Origin of the sequence: Loktanella salsilacus (genome assembly GCF_024206795.1) — a bacterium.
GTDB lineage: Bacteria > Pseudomonadota > Alphaproteobacteria > Rhodobacterales > Rhodobacteraceae > Loktanella > Loktanella salsilacus.
On the sequence record NZ_CP072994.1, the window covers coordinates 1,147,950 to 1,168,298 of the forward strand.

21 protein-coding genes are annotated in these 20,349 nt (G+C 60.6%); 8 read left to right on the forward strand and 13 right to left on the reverse strand.

Annotated features, from left to right (window positions below; translation table 11 throughout):
• Window position 1 precedes the first annotated feature (1 nt).
• Window positions 2-175, forward strand: a complete 174-nt coding sequence (locus KBW81_RS05735; protein WP_254248642.1) for a hypothetical protein — start codon at window positions 2-4, stop codon at window positions 173-175.
• Between the two features lie 255 nt (window positions 176-430).
• Window positions 431-1,753, forward strand: a complete 1,323-nt coding sequence (locus KBW81_RS05740; RefSeq protein WP_254248643.1) for a DUF2254 domain-containing protein — start codon at window positions 431-433, stop codon at window positions 1,751-1,753.
• A gap of 58 nt (window positions 1,754-1,811) precedes the next feature.
• Here the strand turns inward: KBW81_RS05740 and KBW81_RS05745 are convergent, their stop codons facing one another.
• The 9 genes from KBW81_RS05745 to cysG all read right to left on the reverse strand — a co-directional run bounded on the left by KBW81_RS05745 (window position 1,812) and on the right by cysG (window position 10,683).
• The gene (locus tag KBW81_RS05745; RefSeq protein ID WP_254248644.1) at window positions 1,812-2,762 is read right to left on the reverse strand and encodes an extracellular catalytic domain type 1 short-chain-length polyhydroxyalkanoate depolymerase; all 951 of its coding nucleotides are present in this window, start codon (window positions 2,760-2,762) and stop codon (window positions 1,812-1,814) included.
• A gap of 325 nt (window positions 2,763-3,087) precedes the next feature.
• Window positions 3,088-3,825: a DUF5765 domain-containing protein gene (locus KBW81_RS05750; RefSeq protein WP_254248303.1), complete on the reverse strand. Its 738-nt coding sequence runs from the start codon at window positions 3,823-3,825 to the stop codon at window positions 3,088-3,090.
• A gap of 36 nt (window positions 3,826-3,861) precedes the next feature.
• Window positions 3,862-4,809 (reverse strand): YihY/virulence factor BrkB family protein, encoded by a 948-nt coding sequence (locus tag KBW81_RS05755; RefSeq protein ID WP_254248645.1) that lies wholly within the window; start codon window positions 4,807-4,809, stop codon window positions 3,862-3,864.
• Between the two features lie 406 nt (window positions 4,810-5,215).
• Window positions 5,216-6,064 carry a ferredoxin--NADP reductase gene (locus KBW81_RS05760; protein WP_254249010.1) on the reverse strand — a complete coding sequence of 283 codons (849 nt, stop codon included), beginning with the start codon at window positions 6,062-6,064 and terminating at the stop codon, window positions 5,216-5,218.
• Between the two features lie 61 nt (window positions 6,065-6,125).
• A complete protein-coding gene (locus KBW81_RS05765; RefSeq protein WP_090184113.1) occupies window positions 6,126-6,533 on the reverse strand; it encodes a DUF934 domain-containing protein in 408 nt (135 codons plus the stop codon).
• A gap of 49 nt (window positions 6,534-6,582) precedes the next feature.
• Window positions 6,583-7,323 carry a phosphoadenylyl-sulfate reductase gene (locus KBW81_RS05770; RefSeq protein WP_254248646.1) on the reverse strand — a complete coding sequence of 247 codons (741 nt, stop codon included), beginning with the start codon at window positions 7,321-7,323 and terminating at the stop codon, window positions 6,583-6,585.
• Window positions 7,313-8,983: a nitrite/sulfite reductase gene (locus KBW81_RS05775; protein WP_254248647.1), complete on the reverse strand. Its 1,671-nt coding sequence runs from the start codon at window positions 8,981-8,983 to the stop codon at window positions 7,313-7,315. Before KBW81_RS05775 ends, KBW81_RS05770 begins: the two co-directional genes overlap by 11 nt.
• Before the next feature lie 3 nt (window positions 8,984-8,986).
• On the reverse strand, window positions 8,987-9,286 hold the full coding sequence (locus tag KBW81_RS05780) for a DUF2849 domain-containing protein (protein WP_254248648.1): 300 nt from the start codon (window positions 9,284-9,286) through the stop codon (window positions 8,987-8,989).
• Complete coding sequence (gene cysG / locus KBW81_RS05785; RefSeq protein WP_254248649.1) at window positions 9,286-10,683, reverse strand: siroheme synthase CysG; 1,398 nt, start codon at window positions 10,681-10,683, stop codon at window positions 9,286-9,288. The genes KBW81_RS05780 and cysG overlap by 1 nt, the downstream gene beginning before the upstream one ends.
• Window positions 10,684-10,818: 135 nt before the next feature.
• Here cysG and KBW81_RS05790 point away from each other — a divergent pair, with 135 nt between their 5' ends.
• Window positions 10,819-11,280, forward strand: coding sequence for an Lrp/AsnC family transcriptional regulator (locus KBW81_RS05790; RefSeq protein WP_090184098.1), 462 nt, complete (start codon window positions 10,819-10,821; stop codon window positions 11,278-11,280).
• Between the two features lie 107 nt (window positions 11,281-11,387).
• Here KBW81_RS05790 and KBW81_RS05795 read toward each other — a convergent pair whose 3' ends face one another.
• Complete coding sequence (locus tag KBW81_RS05795) at window positions 11,388-12,545, reverse strand: cytochrome P450 (RefSeq protein WP_254248650.1); 1,158 nt, start codon at window positions 12,543-12,545, stop codon at window positions 11,388-11,390.
• Between the two features lie 216 nt (window positions 12,546-12,761).
• Here KBW81_RS05795 and KBW81_RS05800 point away from each other — a divergent pair, with 216 nt between their 5' ends.
• The 3 genes from KBW81_RS05800 (at window position 12,762) to KBW81_RS05810 (ending at window position 16,107) form a co-directional block, all read left to right on the forward strand.
• Entirely contained in the window at window positions 12,762-13,781 is a 1,020-nt protein-coding gene (locus KBW81_RS05800; RefSeq protein ID WP_090184093.1) for a DctP family TRAP transporter solute-binding subunit, read from the forward strand.
• A 124-nt stretch (window positions 13,782-13,905) separates the two neighbouring features.
• Window positions 13,906-14,682, forward strand: a complete 777-nt coding sequence (locus KBW81_RS05805) for a TRAP transporter small permease (protein WP_254248651.1) — start codon at window positions 13,906-13,908, stop codon at window positions 14,680-14,682.
• Window positions 14,683-14,685: 3 nt separating this feature from the next.
• A complete protein-coding gene (locus KBW81_RS05810; RefSeq protein ID WP_254248652.1) occupies window positions 14,686-16,107 on the forward strand; it encodes a TRAP transporter large permease in 1,422 nt (473 codons plus the stop codon).
• Window positions 16,108-16,221: 114 nt separating this feature from the next.
• On the opposite strand, the gene tpiA is transcribed toward KBW81_RS05810, so the two are convergent.
• Window positions 16,222-16,965, reverse strand: a complete 744-nt coding sequence (gene tpiA / locus KBW81_RS05815; RefSeq protein WP_254248653.1) for a triose-phosphate isomerase — start codon at window positions 16,963-16,965, stop codon at window positions 16,222-16,224.
• A gap of 66 nt (window positions 16,966-17,031) precedes the next feature.
• On the opposite strand from tpiA, the gene KBW81_RS05820 reads away from it, so the two are divergent.
• Window positions 17,032-17,970 carry an isopenicillin N synthase family dioxygenase gene (locus KBW81_RS05820; protein WP_254248654.1) on the forward strand — a complete coding sequence of 313 codons (939 nt, stop codon included), beginning with the start codon at window positions 17,032-17,034 and terminating at the stop codon, window positions 17,968-17,970.
• Window positions 17,971-18,050: 80 nt separating this feature from the next.
• Here the strand turns inward: KBW81_RS05820 and KBW81_RS05825 are convergent, their stop codons facing one another.
• Window positions 18,051-18,413, reverse strand: a complete 363-nt coding sequence (locus KBW81_RS05825) for a HesB/IscA family protein (RefSeq protein WP_090184082.1) — start codon at window positions 18,411-18,413, stop codon at window positions 18,051-18,053.
• Window positions 18,414-18,483: 70 nt separating this feature from the next.
• Entirely contained in the window at window positions 18,484-18,846 is a 363-nt protein-coding gene (locus KBW81_RS05830) for an SUF system Fe-S cluster assembly protein (protein ID WP_090184079.1), read from the reverse strand.
• A gap of 200 nt (window positions 18,847-19,046) precedes the next feature.
• Here KBW81_RS05830 and tgt point away from each other — a divergent pair, with 200 nt between their 5' ends.
• Complete coding sequence (gene tgt, locus KBW81_RS05835) at window positions 19,047-20,177, forward strand: tRNA guanosine(34) transglycosylase Tgt (protein ID WP_254248655.1); 1,131 nt, start codon at window positions 19,047-19,049, stop codon at window positions 20,175-20,177.
• Window positions 20,178-20,349 lie beyond the last annotated feature (172 nt).

Below are 20,349 nucleotides of genomic sequence, written 5' to 3' on the forward strand. Positions count from 1 at the left end.
CATGCCAGCAGATAATCCGGTGGTCCTGCGTGGGCCGTTCGTGTTCCACGCCAAGGCAGGCAATGGATTGTCGAAGCCGGCACAGGCGCCGCCGCATATTCAAGTGAGTTACGACAGGATGACTGACCCGGCCTTGATCGAGATCAGTCTTGGTTTGGACGCCCACAGCCGCTGATCCAGAAAACGCCGCCCTGACACAATGAAAGCGGGGGCGGCTTGATCGAAATCAGTGTGGTCCCTGTCCGGCATGATACCGTGATCGCGTCAGGAACCGGATGCGCCAAAGTCATTGATGATGGCGGCACCGCACGGTGAACGATGCGAAATCAGATTTTCGGCGTTGGTGGGCCGCGCCGGGGCAGGGCCAAGGCCGCCTCTAAAACTTGCTGCTTTTCGATCCTATAGACCGTCTAAAAACAAGGAGTTGCGTATGGCAGCGTCATTTTCACTTACGCGTGTCACGGCATTCTGGGGACGGCTTAACGCCAGCTTCTGGTTCTTGCCTGCCGTCATGGCGGTCTTTGCCGTCGTTCTATCCTTTGTGTTGATCGAGGTGGATGTCCTGCGCGACGTCGCCCAGAACGACAATCCCGGCGCGCTTTATACGTTCGGACCCGAAGGGGCCCGCGCGATGCTGTCGGTGATCGCCAGTTCCATGATCACGGTGGCCAGCTTGATCTTTTCAATCACGATGCTGTCTTTGCAGCTGGCGTCATCCCAGTTCGGCCCGCGGACATTGGGCAACTTCATGCGGGATCGCAGCAACCAGATCGTGTTGGGGACCTTCATCGCCACGTTTCTGTATTGCCTGTTCGTGCTGCGGTCCGTGCGCGGCACCGAAGGGTCCAGCTTTGTCCCGCATATTGCGGTGGCCTTTGGCGTGCTGATGGCCGCGGCAAGCGTGGCTGTCTTGCTTTACTTTATCCATCACATCGCGACGTCGATCCGCGTCGAAACACTGCTGGAAAAACTTGCTGTCGAAGGCTGCGCCGCCGTCGATCATGTCTTTCCCGAACGATTGGGTGACGGGCCGCCAGCCGATGCTGTTAAGCAGACTTTGCCCGACGATTTCGATGCGCAAAGCAGACAAATATCTGCAGATTCAGATGGGTATATCCAAAGCATCGGCGGCGACGTGCTGATGCGGATCGCTGTGAAACATGATCTTGTTCTGCGGATTGCGGCGCGCCCCGGCGCGTTCGTCACCAAAGGCACGAGTGTGATGACAGCCTATCCAAAGGCGCGGGTGTCGGACAAAATCGACGAGGATTTGCGCGGTGCGGTCGTCATCGGACGCGACCGGACATCCTATCAGGATCTGGAATTCGCCATCCGCCGCATCGTGGAATTGGCGCAACGGTCCCTGTCGCCCGGCATCAATGATCCCACGACCGCGCTTTATTGTATCGACCGGTTGGGACAAGTTTTTGAACTATTGGCAACCCGGGACATTCCGTCGCCCATGCGGTTCGACCATAAAGGCGAGCTGCGTATCCTGACCGACGTCGTAAATCTGGGGGAAGTTAGCTGCCGGGCCTTCGCGTCCGTTGCACGCTATGGCATGGCCGACGCGGATGTCGTCACCCGCCTTTGTGAAACCCTTGCGATGTTAGAAAAGTCTTTTCCCCTGTCGGCGCGTGTCGCGATTGCAGGGCTGCGCGAACAGGTGGTGCGGGAAGGCCAAAAGATGTCAGTTCATGCCTTTGACCGCAAAACGCTTGCGGATTTACAGCCGGACAGCGCGCAACCCTGACACCGGGCATGCCTGCGCGCCCTTTGGACGCGGAAACATGCCCGGCAAAGGTCTAGGCCTAAGCCGCGTCGTCCACTTCGGGGGTGTCCGTGGCTGCGCCGCCGCCTTGCGTCAAACCCCAGAAATCAGCGATGTGGCGGGTGGAAGAGATGCCGACCTCTAGCATGTATTTGCCTTCTTCCCCCAACCCCTCAACGCCATCTGCGCTGATCGGCGTGCCGTGGCCCATGGACGTGATGATAAATTCCTCGATCACCACGCGCCCGTCCGCGTCGCACCAGACCTTGCGCGGAAAGCCGTCAACGGTCTCAACACGGGTCGGCTTGTCTGCGACTTTGTGAATTTGCTGCCACTGCGCGACGATAGACGCGGCGTTGGAACTGGCGACGGTCGTATCGCTATCGCCTTGCCAGACCGAGATCGTCGGCCAAGGCCCTGCAAAGTCCGTCGCGCCTTGGACAAGCGCATCTAGGCGGCTGTCCGATGGGCTTCCGAAACCATTCATGCGCATGACCGCCTCCATCATGTTGGTCGCGCTGCCAAAGGCGATCCCTGCGATGATTGCCCCTCCGGCGAAGACCTCTGGATAGGTGGCCAGCATCACCGATGTCATGGCACCGCCCGACGACATCCCCGTGATAAAAACACGCGACGGGTCGACGGCATGATCATCGACGACTTGGCCGATCATTTGACGAATAGACAAAGGCTCGCCTTCGCCGCGTTGGCTGTCGCCTGTCTCGAACCAGTTAAAGCTGCCGATCATGTTGTTGGTCAGTCTTTGCCCCGGAAACAGCAGCGCGATCCCGCACTCCTCGGCGAGCGTGGACCAGCCGGATCCGATATCGTAGTCATCTGGTGACTGGGTGCTGCCATGCAGCACCACCACAAGCGGTCCGTTTTTCGGGAAGTTCTTTGGCACGTAGATGTCGGCACTTAGCGAACCTGGGTCCGTCCCGAAGTTTGCAAGGACGGAAAGGCGATCGCTGGTATTGGAAAATATTGACATAGAAACCTCTTTGAATGGGCGGGGGTGGGCGGCCTGCGCGGGGCGCACTTGGCAAGATTTTGCGGGCCGGGCGCTGTGTGAAGGATGGCATTTCATGACGGGTGCCAAATTGCTTTGGCACCCGAACGCGGTGATTTCCTTCAGATGCGCAGGCCAATTGTGTGGATTGTCCTGCGCAGCTTGCCCGCTTCCTAAGTCTTGCGCACCGATGCAGGTTAGCGTGGGCACTTAAAATCGAAATGAGCCTGACCTTAGCGCGGCGCATCCGTAGGACGGGCCGCTTTTGCGGTCCAAAGGTATGGCCTGATCACAAAGCGCTTCGGCTTCAGGCGCTTTGTTTTGGCCAAAGCCACCAAGATTTCACAAACATGAAGCGTCTTATGGGTGTTTTCACGACAAGCAGCAGGATGCCGATTGATAGCAGGCACCAGATAGCGGCCACTTCGTTAGGGTCGTTGGTCAGCAGAACGGCCAACTGTGGTCCGATCAGGAAGTGATAGATCGTGATGCGCCATGACCCGTAAAGAAGCGGCATTGCAAACGCTGCGATGAAATAAGTGGGATAAGCGGTCAAAAAAGAGGCCCAGGAATCAACCGTTATAAAGTTCAGCATGCCGTTCGTCGGCACCTCCCAAGCGATATGCCAATTACCGGACACTGAACAAAGGCGCTCTGCGCACAGCACCTCACCCAGTGGACATGATCCTGCCCATGCGAACGGATAAAGCTGCAAAAGCATGACGATGGCCGATGCAAAACAGACCGTATAAACCGGCCACTGAATCTTGACCCGCACAGCATCTGGAATGAAATACATCGACAGCATGTTGATGAAAAAGGGCTGAAATACGATGTGCAAATAGCTAAGCAGGGTGGCGACCTGATTTGAAGGCAGTGCGCATTGGTCAATCACCGAATAAGTGAAGGCCTGCAAAAGCTCCATTGACGAGAAATAGCCAAGAGCCATCCACAATGGCGCCGGTTCTTTCTTGTATGCGGCGTAGACGGTGGTTGAAATACCAACGATTGCCAGCGCCGCCGAGGCTTCACCGCTCCAGCACATAAGACATCTCCTTCGACTTCCAGAATAATACGACTGTCATCTGCCGCCCGTCGCATGCGGATTGCCCGGTTTTGCGGCGTCCTGCGAAGCCGTCGCTTTGTCGTCCCCGGCCGCCGTGTCGGCGCGCGTCTGCGCCTCGAGTTCGGCATTCAATTCCGCCCCCATGAGGACGATGTAGGCTGAAATCCAGAACCACATCAGCAGCACGACAACGCCGGCCAAGGTTCCAAAGCTTTGATTATAGTAACTGAAATTGCTGACAAAGAACGCAAAGCTGGCCGACGCCGCGATCCAGACAAGGCATCCTGCGACTGCGCCGACCGACGTCCATTTCCACTCTGGCGTCTCGCGTGACGGTGCAAAGCGGTAAAGCACGCAAAGCCCGGCAATGGTCAGTGCGATCAATCCGGCCCAAAAGGCCGCCGTCAACAGGATCGCGACAGCGGGTCCCATATCCACGAAGGCCAGAATGACGGGCAGGGCCAGCGTCGCGCCAAGCCCGCAGACAAGCCCGGCAATCAACAGCAGCGTTAAAGCGGACGTCACCAACAAACGCGCGGTGAACCCGCGTGTTTCCTGTTCGTCATAAGCGATATTGAGGCCCTGCATTAGGCTGGCCATGCCCTTGGATGCGGAATAAAATGCAATCAGCAGTCCAAGGATGGCAGCAAAGCCCAAGCTGCCTTGGCGGGAATTCGCAACAGCCGTGGCCTGTCTGGTCACGATTGCGATCACGTCCTCGGGGACGAGCCCCGAAAGGCTGCTAAGTTGCGCGAGAATGCGGCTTGGCTCTATCAACAGGCCGCTGATGGCGATTGCGGCGGTGATGGCCGGAAACAGGGCCAGCAAGCCATAGAACGCCACCCCGGCAGCAAGCAGCCCGACGCGGTCCTTGGCGATTTCATCCTTGACGCGAAATGCCACGTCCTTCCAGCCCACAACCGGTATGTCTGCTGGCGTTGCGGCATCGCGGCGGCGTGTCATAGGCGGTCCTCACGTCAGAAAAATAGCGCGCCCTCACGGGCCAATGGCGCAAGTGCTTCATGCTTTGGTCGTCTTAGGCTTTTGGTGCTGGCCGATGAATCCCAGCCAGCTGACGCGCAAAACATCGCAAATACCGCCGATCTTTGAGCAATGTTAAACAGTTCGGGCAATGCGCGCGCTGATCCAGATCAGTTCGCATGCGAAGTCTGCCGCTGGCCAACTGTTTGGTAACCAGCAGATTGCAGCCATCCGCTGCGTCGCAGAAAGCCTACGGAATAGAGGCGATTATGGTCAGCGACGCGGCGGGACTAAACGTTCCACCGCCCGCCCGGCTGTTCGGCATAAGCTGAACGAAAAAAGGCGCGCCCAATAGGACGCGCCCTTGTAAATCATCAGTCGTAAATCGTTAGCCGACGAAGGCTTTCTCGATCACGAACTCGCCCGGCTCGGAATTGGCACCCTCGTGCAGGCCGGCGGCCTCCATCAAGGCGGCGATGTCTTTGTTGAACGCAAGGCTGCCGCACACCATGGCGCGGTCGGTTTCGGGGTTCAGCGGCGGCACGCCGAGATCGGTGAACAACTCGCCGTTTTCGATCAGCGTGGTGATCCGGCCCATCTTGGCGCTCTTCTCGCGCGTGGTGGTGGGGTAGTAACGGATCTTGGCTAGGTTCTCTTCACCCAGCAGCTCGATCATCATCTCGTCTTGCTTGAAGCTTTCAATCAGGTTCGCGCCGTACGTCAGCTCTGCCACATCGCGGCAGGTATGGGTGACGATGACCTCGTCGTAGTTCTCATAGGTGTCTGGCTCGCGCAGCAGGGACGCAAATGGCGCAAAGCCGGTGCCAGTGGAAAAGAAGTAGATCCGCTTGCCGGGCAGCAGGGCGTCATGCACCAGCGTGCCAACGGGCTTGGGCTTTAGGATGATCTGATCGCCGACTTCGATGTGCTGCAGCTTGGACGTCAGCGGGCCGTCTTCGACCTTGATCGAATAGAACTCCAGCTCTTCGTCCCAGCTTGGCGAGGCAATGGAATAGGCGCGCAGCAGCGGCTTTTGCTTGCCCGTTTCGGGGTGCGGATCGCCCATCAGCCCGATCATGACGAATTCGCCAGACCGAAACCGCAGGGACGCGGGACGCGTCACGCGGAACGAAAACAGCCGGTCCGTGTAATGGGTCACGGCGGTGACGGTCTGCGCGTCGGGCAGGGCGGGGACGGCTTTTGCGGTGGCTTCGGTCACGGGGGATTGCTCTGTCATATCATTCATTCGCAGCCCTGATGGCGCCGCGCCTCTGGTTCGTCAAGAAAAGGGAAAGGGGTTAGCCGCGCATCCGCGCCTGATAATCATGGGCCTGCCAATCGGCGCGGGCCAGCCACTGCGGCTCTGGCTGACGTGCGGCCAGATCATCGCTGATCTCGACCTCGTCAAACCCGCTGCGCCGCGCCATCGCGTATTGGTCCGCAATCACATGGCCGCAGGCGCGCAGACGCCCCTGATAGCCTGCACGTCGCAGGATCGCGGCCAGCGTAAAGCCGCGCCCATCGGAAAAGCTGGGAAAGGCGATACGGATCATCGGGGCCTGCATCACCGTGCGCACAGCGTCCGGCTCTGCGTCCGATGGCACATCCACCGCGCCCGGCACTTCCAGCGCCACGTCGCCAAGGGCCACAAAGTCGCCGTCAAAGTCATCGGCGGCAAAGCCTGTATCGGTTACAATTACACTCATCTTATCGTCCTCCGGGCGCTGCGCCCCTGCATCATCTTGCTCAAAATACTCATCCGACCTTTGCCTCCGGCGCTTGTATCCGAACCATCTTGCCATTCACAAAGTGAATTCCGCATTCGGTCTTTTCCTGATTGCGCCAGCGGCCCGCGCGGGGGTCTTCACCCGGCGCAACGCGCGTGGTGCAGGGGGCGCAGCCGATGGATGGATAGCCTTGCGCGACCAGCGGATGCCGGGGCAGGCGGTTTTCGGTCATGTAGTCCTGCACGTCCTGCCGGTCCCAATGCGCCAGAGGGTTCACCTTGAGGTGATCGCCGTCCGCCTCGAAGAACGGCAAGGCCGTACGTTTGCCGCCTTGGTATTGCTTGCGTCCGGTAATCCAGCCGTCAAAGGGGGCCAGCGCCCGCTGCAATGGCACGGTCTTGCGCAGTGCGCAGCAGCTATCTGGATCGGCAAGGTGCAGCAGGCCTTCGTTGTCTTCCTCAAACACCTCCTGCCGGTCCGGGTGCAAAACGCGCATGTCCTTCAGGTTCAGTCGCTCTGCGACCTCCATCTGATAGGTCAGCGTTTCGGCAAACAGCATTTCGGTATCCAGAAAGATCACTGGCGTGTGGCGATCAATGACCGACACCAAATGCAGCAGCGCCACAGATTCCGCGCCAAAAGAGCTGACAAGCGCGAGTTGCCCGACATCAGGGTCTTTCAGCGCCCGTTCCAGCACCGCATGGGCTGAATGATGCTTATACGCACCATTCAGCGCATCGGCGCGGGCTTGCAGATCGTCACGCGGCATCACGCTTCCCTTCTTTATCGGGGTAAAGGACAGCCTTGAACGGCTCTGCCCCTAGACGGCGGTAGGCTTGCAGGAATGTCTCTTCGGGGGCATCGCGCAGGTCCATGTAGCCCAGCACCAGACGTTCAATCGCGGGGATGATCTCCTCTGCGCTGAAACCGGGACCAGCGCGTTCGCCAATCGCCGCATCCTGCGTGCCGTCGCCGCCCAGCGTCACCTGATAGTTTTCAACCCCCGCACGGTCGAGGCCGAGGATGCCGATATGGCCGACGTGGTGATGCCCGCAGGCATTGATGCAGCCCGAAATCTTGATCTTCAACGGGCCGACGTCATGCTCTAGCTTCAGCTCGTCAAAGCGGGTGGCGATCTGCTGGGCAATCGGGATCGAACGCGCCGTCGCCAGCGCGCAATAATCCATCCCGGGGCAAGCGATGATGTCAGAGATCAGACCGATGTTCGCCGTCGCCAGTTCCACAGCGCGCAGGGCAGCATAGACCTCGACCAGATCGGCCTTGGCGATATGCGGCAGGATCACGTTCTGCTCGTGGCTGATGCGCAGCTCATTGTGACCAAAGCGTTCGGCCAGATCGGCCAGGACACGCATCTGCTCGGCGCTGGCATCGCCGGGGGTCGCGCCGTGCTTTTTCAGCGACACGCTGACGATGGTATAATCCGCGTTTTTATGCGCGGTCAGATTGGTGTCGCACCAGCTGCGGAACGCAGGGTTTGCGGCCTTCACGGCATCAAAGCCATCGGTGCCGCGCGCGGGCAGGGCGGGCGGCGCAAAGGCCGCTTTGATGTCAGCCAGCAGCACCTGATCCACGCCAGAGAACGTCGGCTTGATCCGGGCAAAGCGATCTTCGACGCGGGCGCGGATATCGTCGATACCATGCTCGTGCACGGTGATCTTGATGCGCGCCTTGTACTTGTTGTCGCGGCGGCCCAGCAGGTTCCACACGGACACAATCGCCTCGCAATAGGGCAGGATATCAGCCTGCGACACGAAGGCGCTGATTTCCTTGCCGATCATCGGTGTGCGGCCAAGGCCCCCGCCGACCAGCACGCGGAAACCGATTTCGCCTTCCTTTTCGACCAGCTGCAAGCCGATGTCATGGGCAGCGATTACTGCGCGATCCTGTTCGGCACCTGTCACGGCAATCTTGAACTTGCGCGGCAGGAACTGGAATTCCGGATGGTCGGTCGACCACTGGCGCAGCAATTCTGCATATGGGCGCGGATCGGCGACCTCGTCCGCGGCAGCGCCGGCAAAGTGGTCGGCGGTCACGTTACGGATTGTGTTGCCGCTGGTCTGGATCGCGTGCATTTCCACGTCGGCCAAAGCCTCTAGGATATCTGGCACATCCGGCAGCTTAGGCCAGTTGTACTGGATGTTCTGGCGCGTGGTGAAGTGGCCATAGCCTTGGTCGAACTTTTGCGCGATCATGGCCAACTGGCGCATCTGGCCGCTGTTCAGCGTGCCGTAAGGGATCGCAACCCGCAGCATATAGGCATGCAGCTGCAAATACAGACCGTTCATCAGGCGCAGCGGCTTGAATTCATCCTCGGTCAGGCTGCCGTCAATGCGGCGCTCCACTTGGCCGCGGAACTGGGCAACGCGCGTGCGGACAAAAGCTTCGTCGAATTCGTTATAGCTATACATTGGTTAAGCCTCTGCCTGCTTGCCGTGGAAATAGTTGGAAGGCCCGCGCGTGCGGAATTCCTCTCGAAAGTGGGTGGGCGCGGGGCCGTTATCCGTCGCCTTGGCGTCTGCCAAATAGGCACCGGCGATTTCCGCCTGCCGCAGGTTCGCCTCGATCAGACGCAAATCTGCGTGGGCCTCATCGCTTAGCAGCTCTGCCTCGGCGATATCGCCGGTCCAGCGGTCGTCTTCGGTTAGCCAGACAGCGTCGCCGGACAGCAGGGCATTGGCCGTGACGACCTTGGGGGAAAATTGCTTCGCCATCACGCGAACTCCTCGATATTCATGTCGTTACGGGCGGCCACCGCGTCGCGGGGGGCAAGGCCCAGAAAGGTCAAGGCAGGGCCGTTCAGGCCTGCTTTGGTCAAAGTCGGCTCGAGCTGCGCCAGCGTCGTTGCCAGCACCCGCGCATCCGGGCGGGATGCGTTTTCGATCACCGTCACCGGCGTCATTGGGTTCGCACCATGCATCAGCAGCCGCCCCTGAATGAACCGCGCCGCGCGTTTGCCCATATAGATCGCGGCAACCTCGCCGGGGCGGGCCAGCGCTTTCCAATCGTGATCGGCAAAGCCTTTGGTGTCGTGCCCGGTCAGAAACCGCACCGACCCGTTGCGCCCGCGCTTGGTCAGGCTTTGCCCGATCCCAGCCACAGCGGCACTGGCCGCCGTGATCCCCGGCACGATGCGCCAGCTGATGCCCGCCGCATCCAGCGCGTCGATTTCCTCATCCAAGCGGCCAAAGACCGTCGGATCGCCAGATTTAAGCCGCACAACATGGGCCCCGTTCAGGGCGTGCTGCACGATCAGCGCGTCGATGTCTTCCTGCGCCATCGCCGCGCCAAAGCCTTCTTTGCCCGCGTCGATCATCACGGCCTCGCGGCGCGCAAGCTCTAGGATCTCGCCACTGACAAGGCGGTCGTAAATCACGACATCGGCCACATCCAGCGCCTTGCGGGCCTTCAGCGTCAGCAGCTCCGGATCGCCCGGACCTGCGCCAACCAGATCCACATGGCCCAGCTTTTCAGTTGCGGCCAAGGTCTCATCCAGCAGCGCTTCCAACGCAGGTACGACGGCGGATTCCCCTCCGTTTTCAATTGCTTGCGGGCCTATCTTATCGTAAAATGCGGACCAGAAATCCCGCCGCTTCACGCCCATCGGCAGCACATCAGCCGCCGCGCGAAAGGTCTTGCCGATCCGCGCCAAAACGCCCAGCTGCGCCGGAAGCCGCTCTTCCAGGTCACGCTTGATGCGCCGCGCTAGAACGGGGGCCGCGCCTTCGGTGCCGATGGCCACGACAACCGGATCACGGTCCACGATGGCAGGGGTGATGAACTGGCTGTCTGCCAGATTATCAACGATATTGACCCGCGCGCCGTCGCGGTGCGCCAGCGCGGCCACCCGCGCGTCCTCGATGTCATCTTCATTGGCGGCATAAAACAGTACGGCGCACATCGCGTCGCCCGGCTCCATACCGCGCGAAATCAGGTGCAAACGCCCCTCAGCGGCCCAACGATGGATTTCAGGCGCAGCCTGCGCTGCAATCACAGTCACATGCGCCGTCGTCTTCAGGATCAGGCGCAGCTTGGCCAGCGCAGCCTCACCGCCGCCGGACAGAACGATGCGCCGTCCTGCGACGGCCATGAAGACGGGAAAATGATCCATGCCAAGCGCTCCTTTACTTGCCCTTGATATAGAACATTGTTCTGGTTTTTGACCACTCCCGCGCGTAGATAAGGACATACGTCCCGCGCTTATGCCAAATCAGCACGCCTGTGCCAGAATAATCGGAAACGCAGTATGCCCGTTCGCATCGACGACACAGATCGAAAAATCCTCGCCGCCTTGCAACGCGATGCCAGCCGCTCGCTCGATGAAATCGCCGCCGAAGTCGGCTCTTCCAAGACGCCTGTGTGGAATCGGATCCGCAAATTACGCGAGGCTGGCATCATCGGTCAAACCACCGTCATCCTTGATGCCGAAGCGCTGGGGTTCGAGGCGTGTTTCTTCGTCCTGATCCGCACCAGTGAACACGATGCCGACTGGCAAAAACGCTTCCTCGCCGCCCTTAAATCCCGGCCAGAGGTGCAAGAAGCGCACCGCCTCGCGGGGGATATCGACTACATCCTCAAGGTCCGCGTCGCCAACGCCCGCGCCTATGACACCTTCTACCAAGCCCTGATTTCAGAGGTGAAAGTCCACAACGTCACAGCACTACTATCGATGGAGGAAATCAAATCCACCGCCGCCTTGCCGCTATAATCCTCCCGCGGCCAGTCCGGTCTGCCCGCCTTGCGTCATCCCATCATCTTGCCGAAAATACTCCCGCCGGAGGCCGCGACACCACCCAACGCGCGGCGCACGCAGGCTTACCCGCGCCGCACCGTCAACCGCTCCAACCCGTGGAAATGGTAAACGTCAGCATAAACAGGGACCTCAGCCAACGCGAGGGCAGGGCAGCGCTCCCACAGGACCTCTAGCGCGATCTGCAATTCCATCCGCGCCAGCGGCGCGCCGACGCAGAAATGCGCGCCGCCGCCAAAGGCGACATGGGCGGGGCCTGTGCGCTCTGGGTTGAATGCCTCTGGCGCGTCCCAGATGCCGGGGTCGCGGTTGGCGGACCCTAGCAGGCAGCCGATCTTCTCGCCGCGCTTGAACGACTGGCCTGCGATCTCGCAATCCTCCATCACCCAGCGCGTGAACATATGCAGGGGCGGATCAAGGCGCATGATCTCCTCCACCGCAGCGGCATCCGCGCGGCGCACGCCGGCCTCTAGCATCGCCTTTACGCCGTTGCCCAGCGTATGCACCGTCGCCTCGTGGCCCGCATTCAGCAGCAGAATACAGGTCGAGATCATCTCCGCCTCGTTGATTTTATCCCCGGCCGCCAGCAGGGTCGAAATCAGGTCATCGCCCGGTTCTGCACGCTTGTGGACCAGATGCGCGCGGATAAAGGCGCTGAAATCTTCCGTCGCGGCCTCGGCCTCGGCAATAATCTGGGGCGTCAGCCGCGCCTGATACATCGCGACCATGGCGTTGGACCAGCGCAGCAGATCGTCCGCCGCAGACTCTGGCACGCCCAGCAGGCGGGCGATGGTGATGACGGGCACGGGGCGAGCGTAGGCGTCCAGCAGGTCAAAGTCCCCGGCGGGAAACTGGTCGACCAAAGTATGACACAGCGCCCGGATGCCATCCGCCAGCCCGGCAATCCCGCGGGACGTAAAGGACCGCAGCACCAGCCCGCGCAGGCGCATATGATCGGCCCCTTCCAGCTCTAGCATGGAATGCGCCTCGATCCCGTCGAACGCGGCGCGGGCGGCGTCGGGGGCGGGGGCAAGCTCTTCGGGTACCTGACGCCCCAGCCTTTTGTCGCGCAGCACAGCAGAGGTCACGGCATGGCTGGTCGTGCAGATCAGATCGTAATCCGTCCACCGCACAAATGGCCCCAGCGCGCGCATTGCGTCATAGGCAGGGTAGGGGTTTTGCACGAATGCAGGCTCGGTCGGGGATTGGGTGAAGCTTTTCATATCGCGCAATATTTCCGGCTTGCTGCACTTCCGCAAGGCCCGGTTGCATCCGCGCGCTGCCCTGACCCTTTTTTGCACAACCCATTCTTATGTTAGCGCTATAAGGTCACTTTGCCGCGCGATAAGCGCTTGTCACCTTCACCTTGTCGTGTAGACATAATTGACCGTTTCGGCCTTAGACCGAAAGCAAACTTCGATCTCTGGGAGGAGACCACCATGACTTTTCTGAAAACCGCCGCTCTTGCTGCTGCGATGTCCGTCGCTGCCACCGCTACGCTGGCCGAAAGCCATTCCGCTGCGGGCTGCGATGACGGCGAAACCGTCGTCAAGTTTAGCCACGTCACCAACACCGACAAGCACCCCAAGGGGATCGCGGCCCAGCTGTTGATGGAACGTGTCAACGCAGAGATGGACGGCACCATGTGCATGGAGGTCTTCCCGAACTCCACCCTGTACACCGACGAGCAGGTCATCGAAGCCTTGCTGCGCGGCGACGTGCAACTGGCCGCGCCGTCCCTGTCGCTGTTTGAATCCATCACCAAAGCCTACCGCTTGTTCGACCTGCCGTTCATGTTCAAAAACATCGACGCTGTTGACGCGTTCCAAGCGTCCGAGACGGGCAAAGGCATGCTGGACATGATGCAGCGCCGCGGCCTTCAGGGTCTGGGCTACTGGCACAACGGCATGAAGCAGATTTCGGCCAACAAGCCGCTGCTAGAGCCTTCTGACGCAAACGGCCTGAAGTTCCGCGTGCAGCCGTCTGACGTGCTGGTCGCACAGATGAACGCACTGGGTGCCTCGCCGCAGCCGATGGCGTTTTCCGAAGTCTACGGCGCGCTGCAGACTGGCGTTGTCGACGGCCAGGAAAACACATGGTCCAACATCTACGGCCAGAAGTTCTTTGAAGTGCAGGACGGCGTGACCGAAACCAACCACGGCGTGCTCGACTATATGGTCGTCACCTCGATGGACTTCCTTGATGCGCTTGACCCGGCCGTGCGCGACCAGTTCCTGACCATCATGAACGAGGTCACAACAGAGCGGAACGCCGCTGTGGGTGAAGTCGACCTTGAGGCACGTCAGGCGATTCTGGATGCTGGCGGCAAGATCGTAGAGCTTACACCAGAGCAGCGTGCTGACTGGGTCGCCGTGATGAAGCCCGTTTGGGAAGAGTTCGCCGAAGAAGTCGGTCAGGACAACATCGACGCCGCTCAGGCGATCAACGACACCATGTAATCGCCTTTGCGCGGGTGGGTTCAGGCCCGCCCGCGCAACGTTGCGACACAGACGCGGCCCGGACACTCACACCAGCGTCCGGGCCGTTTGACCATCATAGCATCACGCAAAAGGGGGGATGGCGATGAGCCAGCATTATCAGGCCAAAGGCATCGTGGGGGCCGCGGTCAACGGGTTCGAAGAGGGCGTGATCGCCCTGCTTCTGGGCGCGATGACCCTGCTGACCTTCACCAACGTGGTGCTACGCTATACCGCCGGCACATGGTTCGAATACCTGACCGACGGCATCTTTTGGGGCGTCAGCCGGGTATTTCACATGCTGTTCGGCACCGCTGTTGTCGATGCGGCCCCTTCGATGATTATCTGGAGCCTTGAAGTCGTCCTTGTCATGTTCGCATGGCTTGTGCTGTTCGGCATCGCCTACGGCTTTAAGGTCACGGCGCATCTGGGCGTCGATGCGGTGACGAACCTGCTGTCGCCCCGTCCGCGCAAGATCGTTGCGCTGATCGCGGGCGCGCTGTGCATCGCCTATGCGCTGCTGTTCCTCAAAGGCGCCTATGACTACTGGGCCCCCTTCGCTGATTTGCCCCCCACCGCAGGCCGCTGGTTCCCAATGGGTTTTGATACCTCCGTGCGCTCTGGCTCTTTCTTTGAAACCGACCAGATCCCCATGCCCGACTGGCTGCGGTTCCTTGAGCCGTTGATCAACTATGATGAGCGTTATTCCAAGCTGCCCCGCCTGATCCCCTACACGATGCTGCCCATCGCCGCCGTGCTGATCTTGTTCCGGGTGGTCCAGGCCGTCTGGCGCGTCTGGACAGACCAAGCCGCCAGCCTGATCGTTTCCCATGAAGCCGAAGATGCCGTGGCCGAGGCCGCCCTTCTGAACAAGGACGCCTGATCCATGGAAGTTCTCCTCTTATTCGTTCTTATCATCGGGTTCCTGCTGATCGGTGTGCCGATCGCCGTATCGCTGGGCCTTGCGTCGATCCTGTTCCAGCTGTGGTTCTCTGACACCTCGCTCGGCGCGGTTGCGCAGGCGATCTTTCAGGCGATGGCCGGGCATTACACGCTGCTGGCGATCCCGTTCTTCATCCTCGCGTCCAGCTTTATGTCCACCGGGGGCGTGGCCAAACGGATCATCCGCTTTGCCATCGCCTGCGTTGGCCACCTTCAGGGCGGCCTTGCGATCGCGGGCGTGCTGGCCTGCATGATCTTCGCCGCTTTGTCCGGCTCGTCGCCGGCCACCGTGGTCGCCATCGGCTCCATCGTCATCGCAGCCATGACCAAGGCGGGTTACACCAAAGAATTCGCCGCTGGCGTGATCTGTAACGCAGGTACGCTGGGCATCCTGATCCCGCCGTCCATCGTGATGGTGGTCTATGCTTCGGCCACAGACGTCAGCGTCGGACGCATGTTCCTTGCGGGCGTGTTCCCGGGCCTGCTGGCTGGCATCATGCTGATGATCACGATCTACGTCATGGCGCGGGTCAAAAATATGCCCAAAGGCGAATGGCTTGGCTGGGGCGAAGTCACTGACAGCTTCCGCGACGCGCTTTGGGGCCTTGGCCTGATCCTGATCATCATGGGCGGCATCTATGGCCACCCTTGGGTCTCGCTTGACCCGATCGGGATCTACTGGAAATCCGGTGCCTTCACCCCGACAGAGGCCGCCGCCGTCGCCGCAGTCTACGCCTTCTTCGTGGCCTCTTTCGTCTACCGCGATATGGGCCCGTTGCATGTCGGACCGGGCCAACGCCCGCTGCCGCTGTGGCGCAAGCCTGCCGCGATTGTCACGGCCTTCTTCCACCGTGACACCCGGGCGACGCTGTTCGAATCCGGCAAACTGACCGTCACGCTGATGTTCATCATCGCCAACGCGCTGATCCTCAAGCACGTGCTGACCGACGAACAAGTCCCCCAGCACATCGCCAACGCGATGCTCGGCGTCGGCCTCGGCCCGATCACCTTCTTGATCGTCGTCAACGTGATCTTGCTGATCGGCGGCCAGTTTATGGAACCGTCAGGCCTGATCGTCATCGTGGCCCCGCTGGTCTTCCCCATCGCAATTCAGCTGGGCATCGACCCGATCCACTTGGGCATCATCATGGTGGTGAACATGGAAATCGGCATGATCACACCGCCTGTCGGCTTGAACCTCTTTGTCACTTCTGGCGTAGCAAACATGCCGATGATGGCCGTGGTCCGCGCGGCCCTGCCGTTCCTCGCCGTGCTCTTCGTATTCCTGATCATGATCACCTACATCCCGATCATCTCCACCTACCTGCCGAACTCGGTGATGGGTCCGGAAACGATCATTAAATAAACAAAGGGGGCGGCCACCATGCCCGGTGCCGCCCCTATCATCTTGCCTTAAATACTCCCGCCGGAGGCATCCCGATTTTTCGCCGAAAAATCGGAGTGGCCCCAACCGCTACCTTTAGGCGTTTTCCAATGCCGTCACGATAGGCGAAAAGTCCGCCGCCGTCAGGCTGGCCCCGCCGACCAGCGCGCCGTCCACATCAGGGACCGAGAAGATCTCGGCCGCATTGGACCCTTTGACAGAGCCGCCGTACAGGATCCGCACGCCGCCTGCCTCGCGCATGATGTCGCGCAGGGCCGCGCGCAGGGTGCCGTGCACCTCTCCGATTTGGTCTAGCGTTGGGACATGACCGGTGCCAATGGCCCAAACCGGCTCATAAGCGATGACTGTATTGGCGGCTGTCGCGCCGGCTGGCACAGAACCTGCCATTTGGGCGGTGACGACGGCCAGTGCCTCGCCAGCCTCGCGCTGCGCCAGAGTCTCGCCCAGGCAGATCACGGCGATCAGACCGGCCGTATGGGCGGCGGCCGCCTTGGCTGCGACGTCTGCGTCAGTCTCGCCGTGATCGCTGCGGCGTTCGGAATGGCCGACGATCACATGGCTTGCGCCTGCATCTTTCAGCATATCGGCCGCGATATCACCGGTATGCGCGCCAGTGGCCGCTGCATGGCAATCCTGCCCGCCGATTTGCAGTGCGTGGGTGCCGCGCGCCCAGGCCATTTGTGCCAGCAAGGTTGCGGGCGGGCAAAGCAGCATATCGACCAGCGGATCAGGGTGGGCATCCGTCAGCGCCTTGACCTCGCGCAGCGTGTCAGTGGTGCCATTCATCTTCCAGTTTCCGGCGGCAAGTTTACGGCGCATGATCCATCCTTTGCGTTTTGCTTGCGCTTTGGTAGCAACTGGCAACCCGGATCGAAAGGCCCAGCTATGACAAACCCGCCCATTCCCCAGATCGACGCTGCGGCCTTGCTGGACCCATCGCATGCAGATCACGGCAAAGCTGTCGCCGCCGCGCGGCTTGGGGCGTCTGATATCGGCTTTATGACAGTACACAACACACCGCTAAGCGCGGACCGCGTGACGCAGGTGATTGCGGCCTACCGCGCATTTTTCGCTTTGCCAGCCGCGCAGAAGGCGCAGTGGGATATGGCCGCGACGGGATCGAACCGCGGCTGGGGCGCGCCGGGGTCAGAGCAGGTGAACCCGGACGCCAATCCCGATTACAAACAGGTCTTTGATTGCGGTCTGACCTTGCCGCCGGGCGATCCGCTGACGGCGCTGCCGGCCTATGCGCCAAACCTGTGGCCAGACACGCCGCCGGGTTTTGCCGCAATCCTACAAGCGTATTACGTCGATGCGACCGCCTTTGCCCGCAACCTTCTGGTTGCTGTGCTGAATGCTGTGGGCGAGGATGGCGCGTTCTTTGCAGACCGCTTTACGCGCCCCATGGCCTTGCTGCGGGGCAATTATTATCCCGAACGTCCCGCTGGGGCAGGGGCCAAAGATTTCGGGATCGCAACCCATACCGACTATGGCTGCCTGACGCTTTTGGCGACCGATGGCACCCCCGGACTAGAAGTGCGCCGCCGCGGTGGCGGCTGGACCGCGCTGTCAGCGCAGCCCGGCACATTTGTCATCAATTTCGGAGAGATGCTGGAAATCTGGACGACGGGCCGGATCGTCGCCACCCCGCACCGCGTTGTTGGCGGATCAGAAGAGCGGATTTCCGTGCCGCTGTTCTTTAACCCCGACCACGATGCGAATGTTGCACCTGCGGGCGTGCCGCCGGTTCTGGCGATTGATCACCTGCAGCGGCGCTTTGATCAGACCTATGTGCATCTGCAGAAGGGAAGCGCCGCCCGCTGATCTGGGCGCATCCGAATTTTCGACGAAAATTCGGGCCTCCGGCGGGAGTATTTTGGGCAAGGTGAATGCGTGCAGACGTCTTAGGTGGCGGAGAGGGTCTCGTCGAATTTAATCGACTCGCCGCAGCCACAGGCATCCACAACGTTGGGATTGCGGAACTTGAAGCCGCTTTCCAGCAGGGATGTTTCGTAGTCGATTTCGGTGCCAAACAGGAACATCTGTGCCATCGGCGCGATCATCACGCGGGCACCGTCCACTTCGACGACCTCGTCCATGGGATTGACGTCAGTGACGTATTCCATGGTGTATTCCATGCCAGCGCAGCCGCCCTTTTTCACGCCAACGCGCAGGCCTTGGTGGCTGTCGCGCGACATCAGCTTTGCGATTTGCGCAGCGGCTTTTGGTGTGATCGTGACGGCTTGTTTTCCGGGGATACCGAACATGGCATATCCTTTCAGGTCACTGTGAATGTAGGCACGATAGCGCCGCGCCTCAAGAGGTGCGGCGATTGAGTTACATGAAGCCCAGTTCGAGGCGGGCCTCGTCGCTCATCATGTCCATGCCCCATTGCGGCTCGAACGTCATTTCGACGTCGACATGTTTTACGCCTTCGAGCGGCTCGACCGCGTCAGCGACCCAGCCAGGCATTTCGCCGGCGACGGGGCAACCGGGGGCTGTCAGCGTCATGATGATGCGCACGGCGTTATCTTCGGCGACCTGGATCGTATAGATCAGGCCCAAGTCATAGATATTGACCGGGATTTCCGGGTCATAGACCGAACGGCACGCTTCGACGATTTTTTCGTGCAGCGGATGGTCCGTGCTAGAGGGCGCGATCAGCGGCGTGCCTTCCATTGGTGCGGTCTGGTCTGTCATGATCGGTTCCCGTCTATTCCTGACCGAACATATAGGGATTACCCGCGCAAGGGTAAAGGGCGGCGCGGCGGGAGGGATTTGGGCCTTGGTGAGGCCCGGTGTCGCAGGGCAGGATGCGGGGCGTGTCCTGCCTTGCGAGCCGGGCCTTTTCATTTGACGCGGCCACGGGCAAAAGGGGGGCAATCTGCTAGGATATGCCCATGACAACCCGTTTTTCCTTTGATCTGAACGCCACCGATGGGGCGGCCCGCACCGGCGTCATGCATACGCCGCGCGGCGATATCCGCACGCCGGCCTTCATGCCCGTGGGGACAGCGGCGACGGTCAAAGCGATGATGCCCGAAAGTGTCGCGGCGACCGGGGCGGATATTTTGCTGGGCAATACCTATCACTTGATGCTGCGCCCCACGGCAGAGCGGATCGCGAACCTTGGCGGGCTGCACAAATTTATGAACTGGGACAAGCCGATCCTGACGGATTCGGGCGGCTTTCAGGTCATGTCGCTGGCTGATCTGCGCAAGCTGACCGAGAATGGCGTGACGTTTAAGTCCCATATCGACGGGTCCAAACATATGCTGTCGCCCGAGCGGTCGATGGACATCCAAAAGCTGCTTGGCTCTGACATTGTGATGTGTTTCGACGAATGCCCGGCGCTGCCAGCGGACCGGGACCGGATCGCGGAATCGATGCGGTTGTCGATGCGGTGGGCGCAGCGGTCGCGGGATGCCTTTGGGGATCGGCCGGGCCATGCGTTGTTTGGTATCCAGCAAGGCGGGCTAGAGCAGGACTTTCGCGAGGAATCCGCTAAGGCACTGATTAACGTTGGCTTTGACGGCTACGCGGTCGGCGGCCTTGCGGTGGGCGAAGGGCAAGAGGCGATGTTCGGTTGCCTTGATTTCGCGACCGATATGCTGCCGACCGACAAGCCGCGTTACCTGATGGGCGTCGGCAAGCCCGACGATATCGTCGGCGCGGTCAAGCGCGGCATTGATATGATGGACTGTGTGTTGCCCAGCCGCTCTGGTCGCACGGGGCAGGGGTTCACGCGTCACGGCGTTGTGAATATGAAGAACGCGCGTCATGCCGACGATCCGCGCCCGTTGGACGAGGTTTGCACATGCCCCGCCTGCCGCAACTATTCGCGCGCCTATCTGCACCACGTGTTTAAGTCGCAAGAGATGATTAGCGGCATGTTGCTGACCTGGCACAACCTGCATTATTTCCAGCAAATCATGGGCGAAATGCGCGATGCGATCGCCGCCGGTACATTTGCCGCATGGGAGGCTGGCTTTCACGCGGGGCGTGCGCAGGGGGATATCGATCCGCTGTAACGCAGTTTGCGCAACGTCAATTCGGCAGATGTGCAGCCGCGTAGGCGTTCAATGTTTATTCACCTGTTTCGCGCAGTCTGCTCGTATCAAAGGGCGCACACGGGACGGGCAAGGGCCCCTTTGATGAAATGTCGGCTTGCGGCCACTGGCGCGCAGGTTCAACATCGGTGGC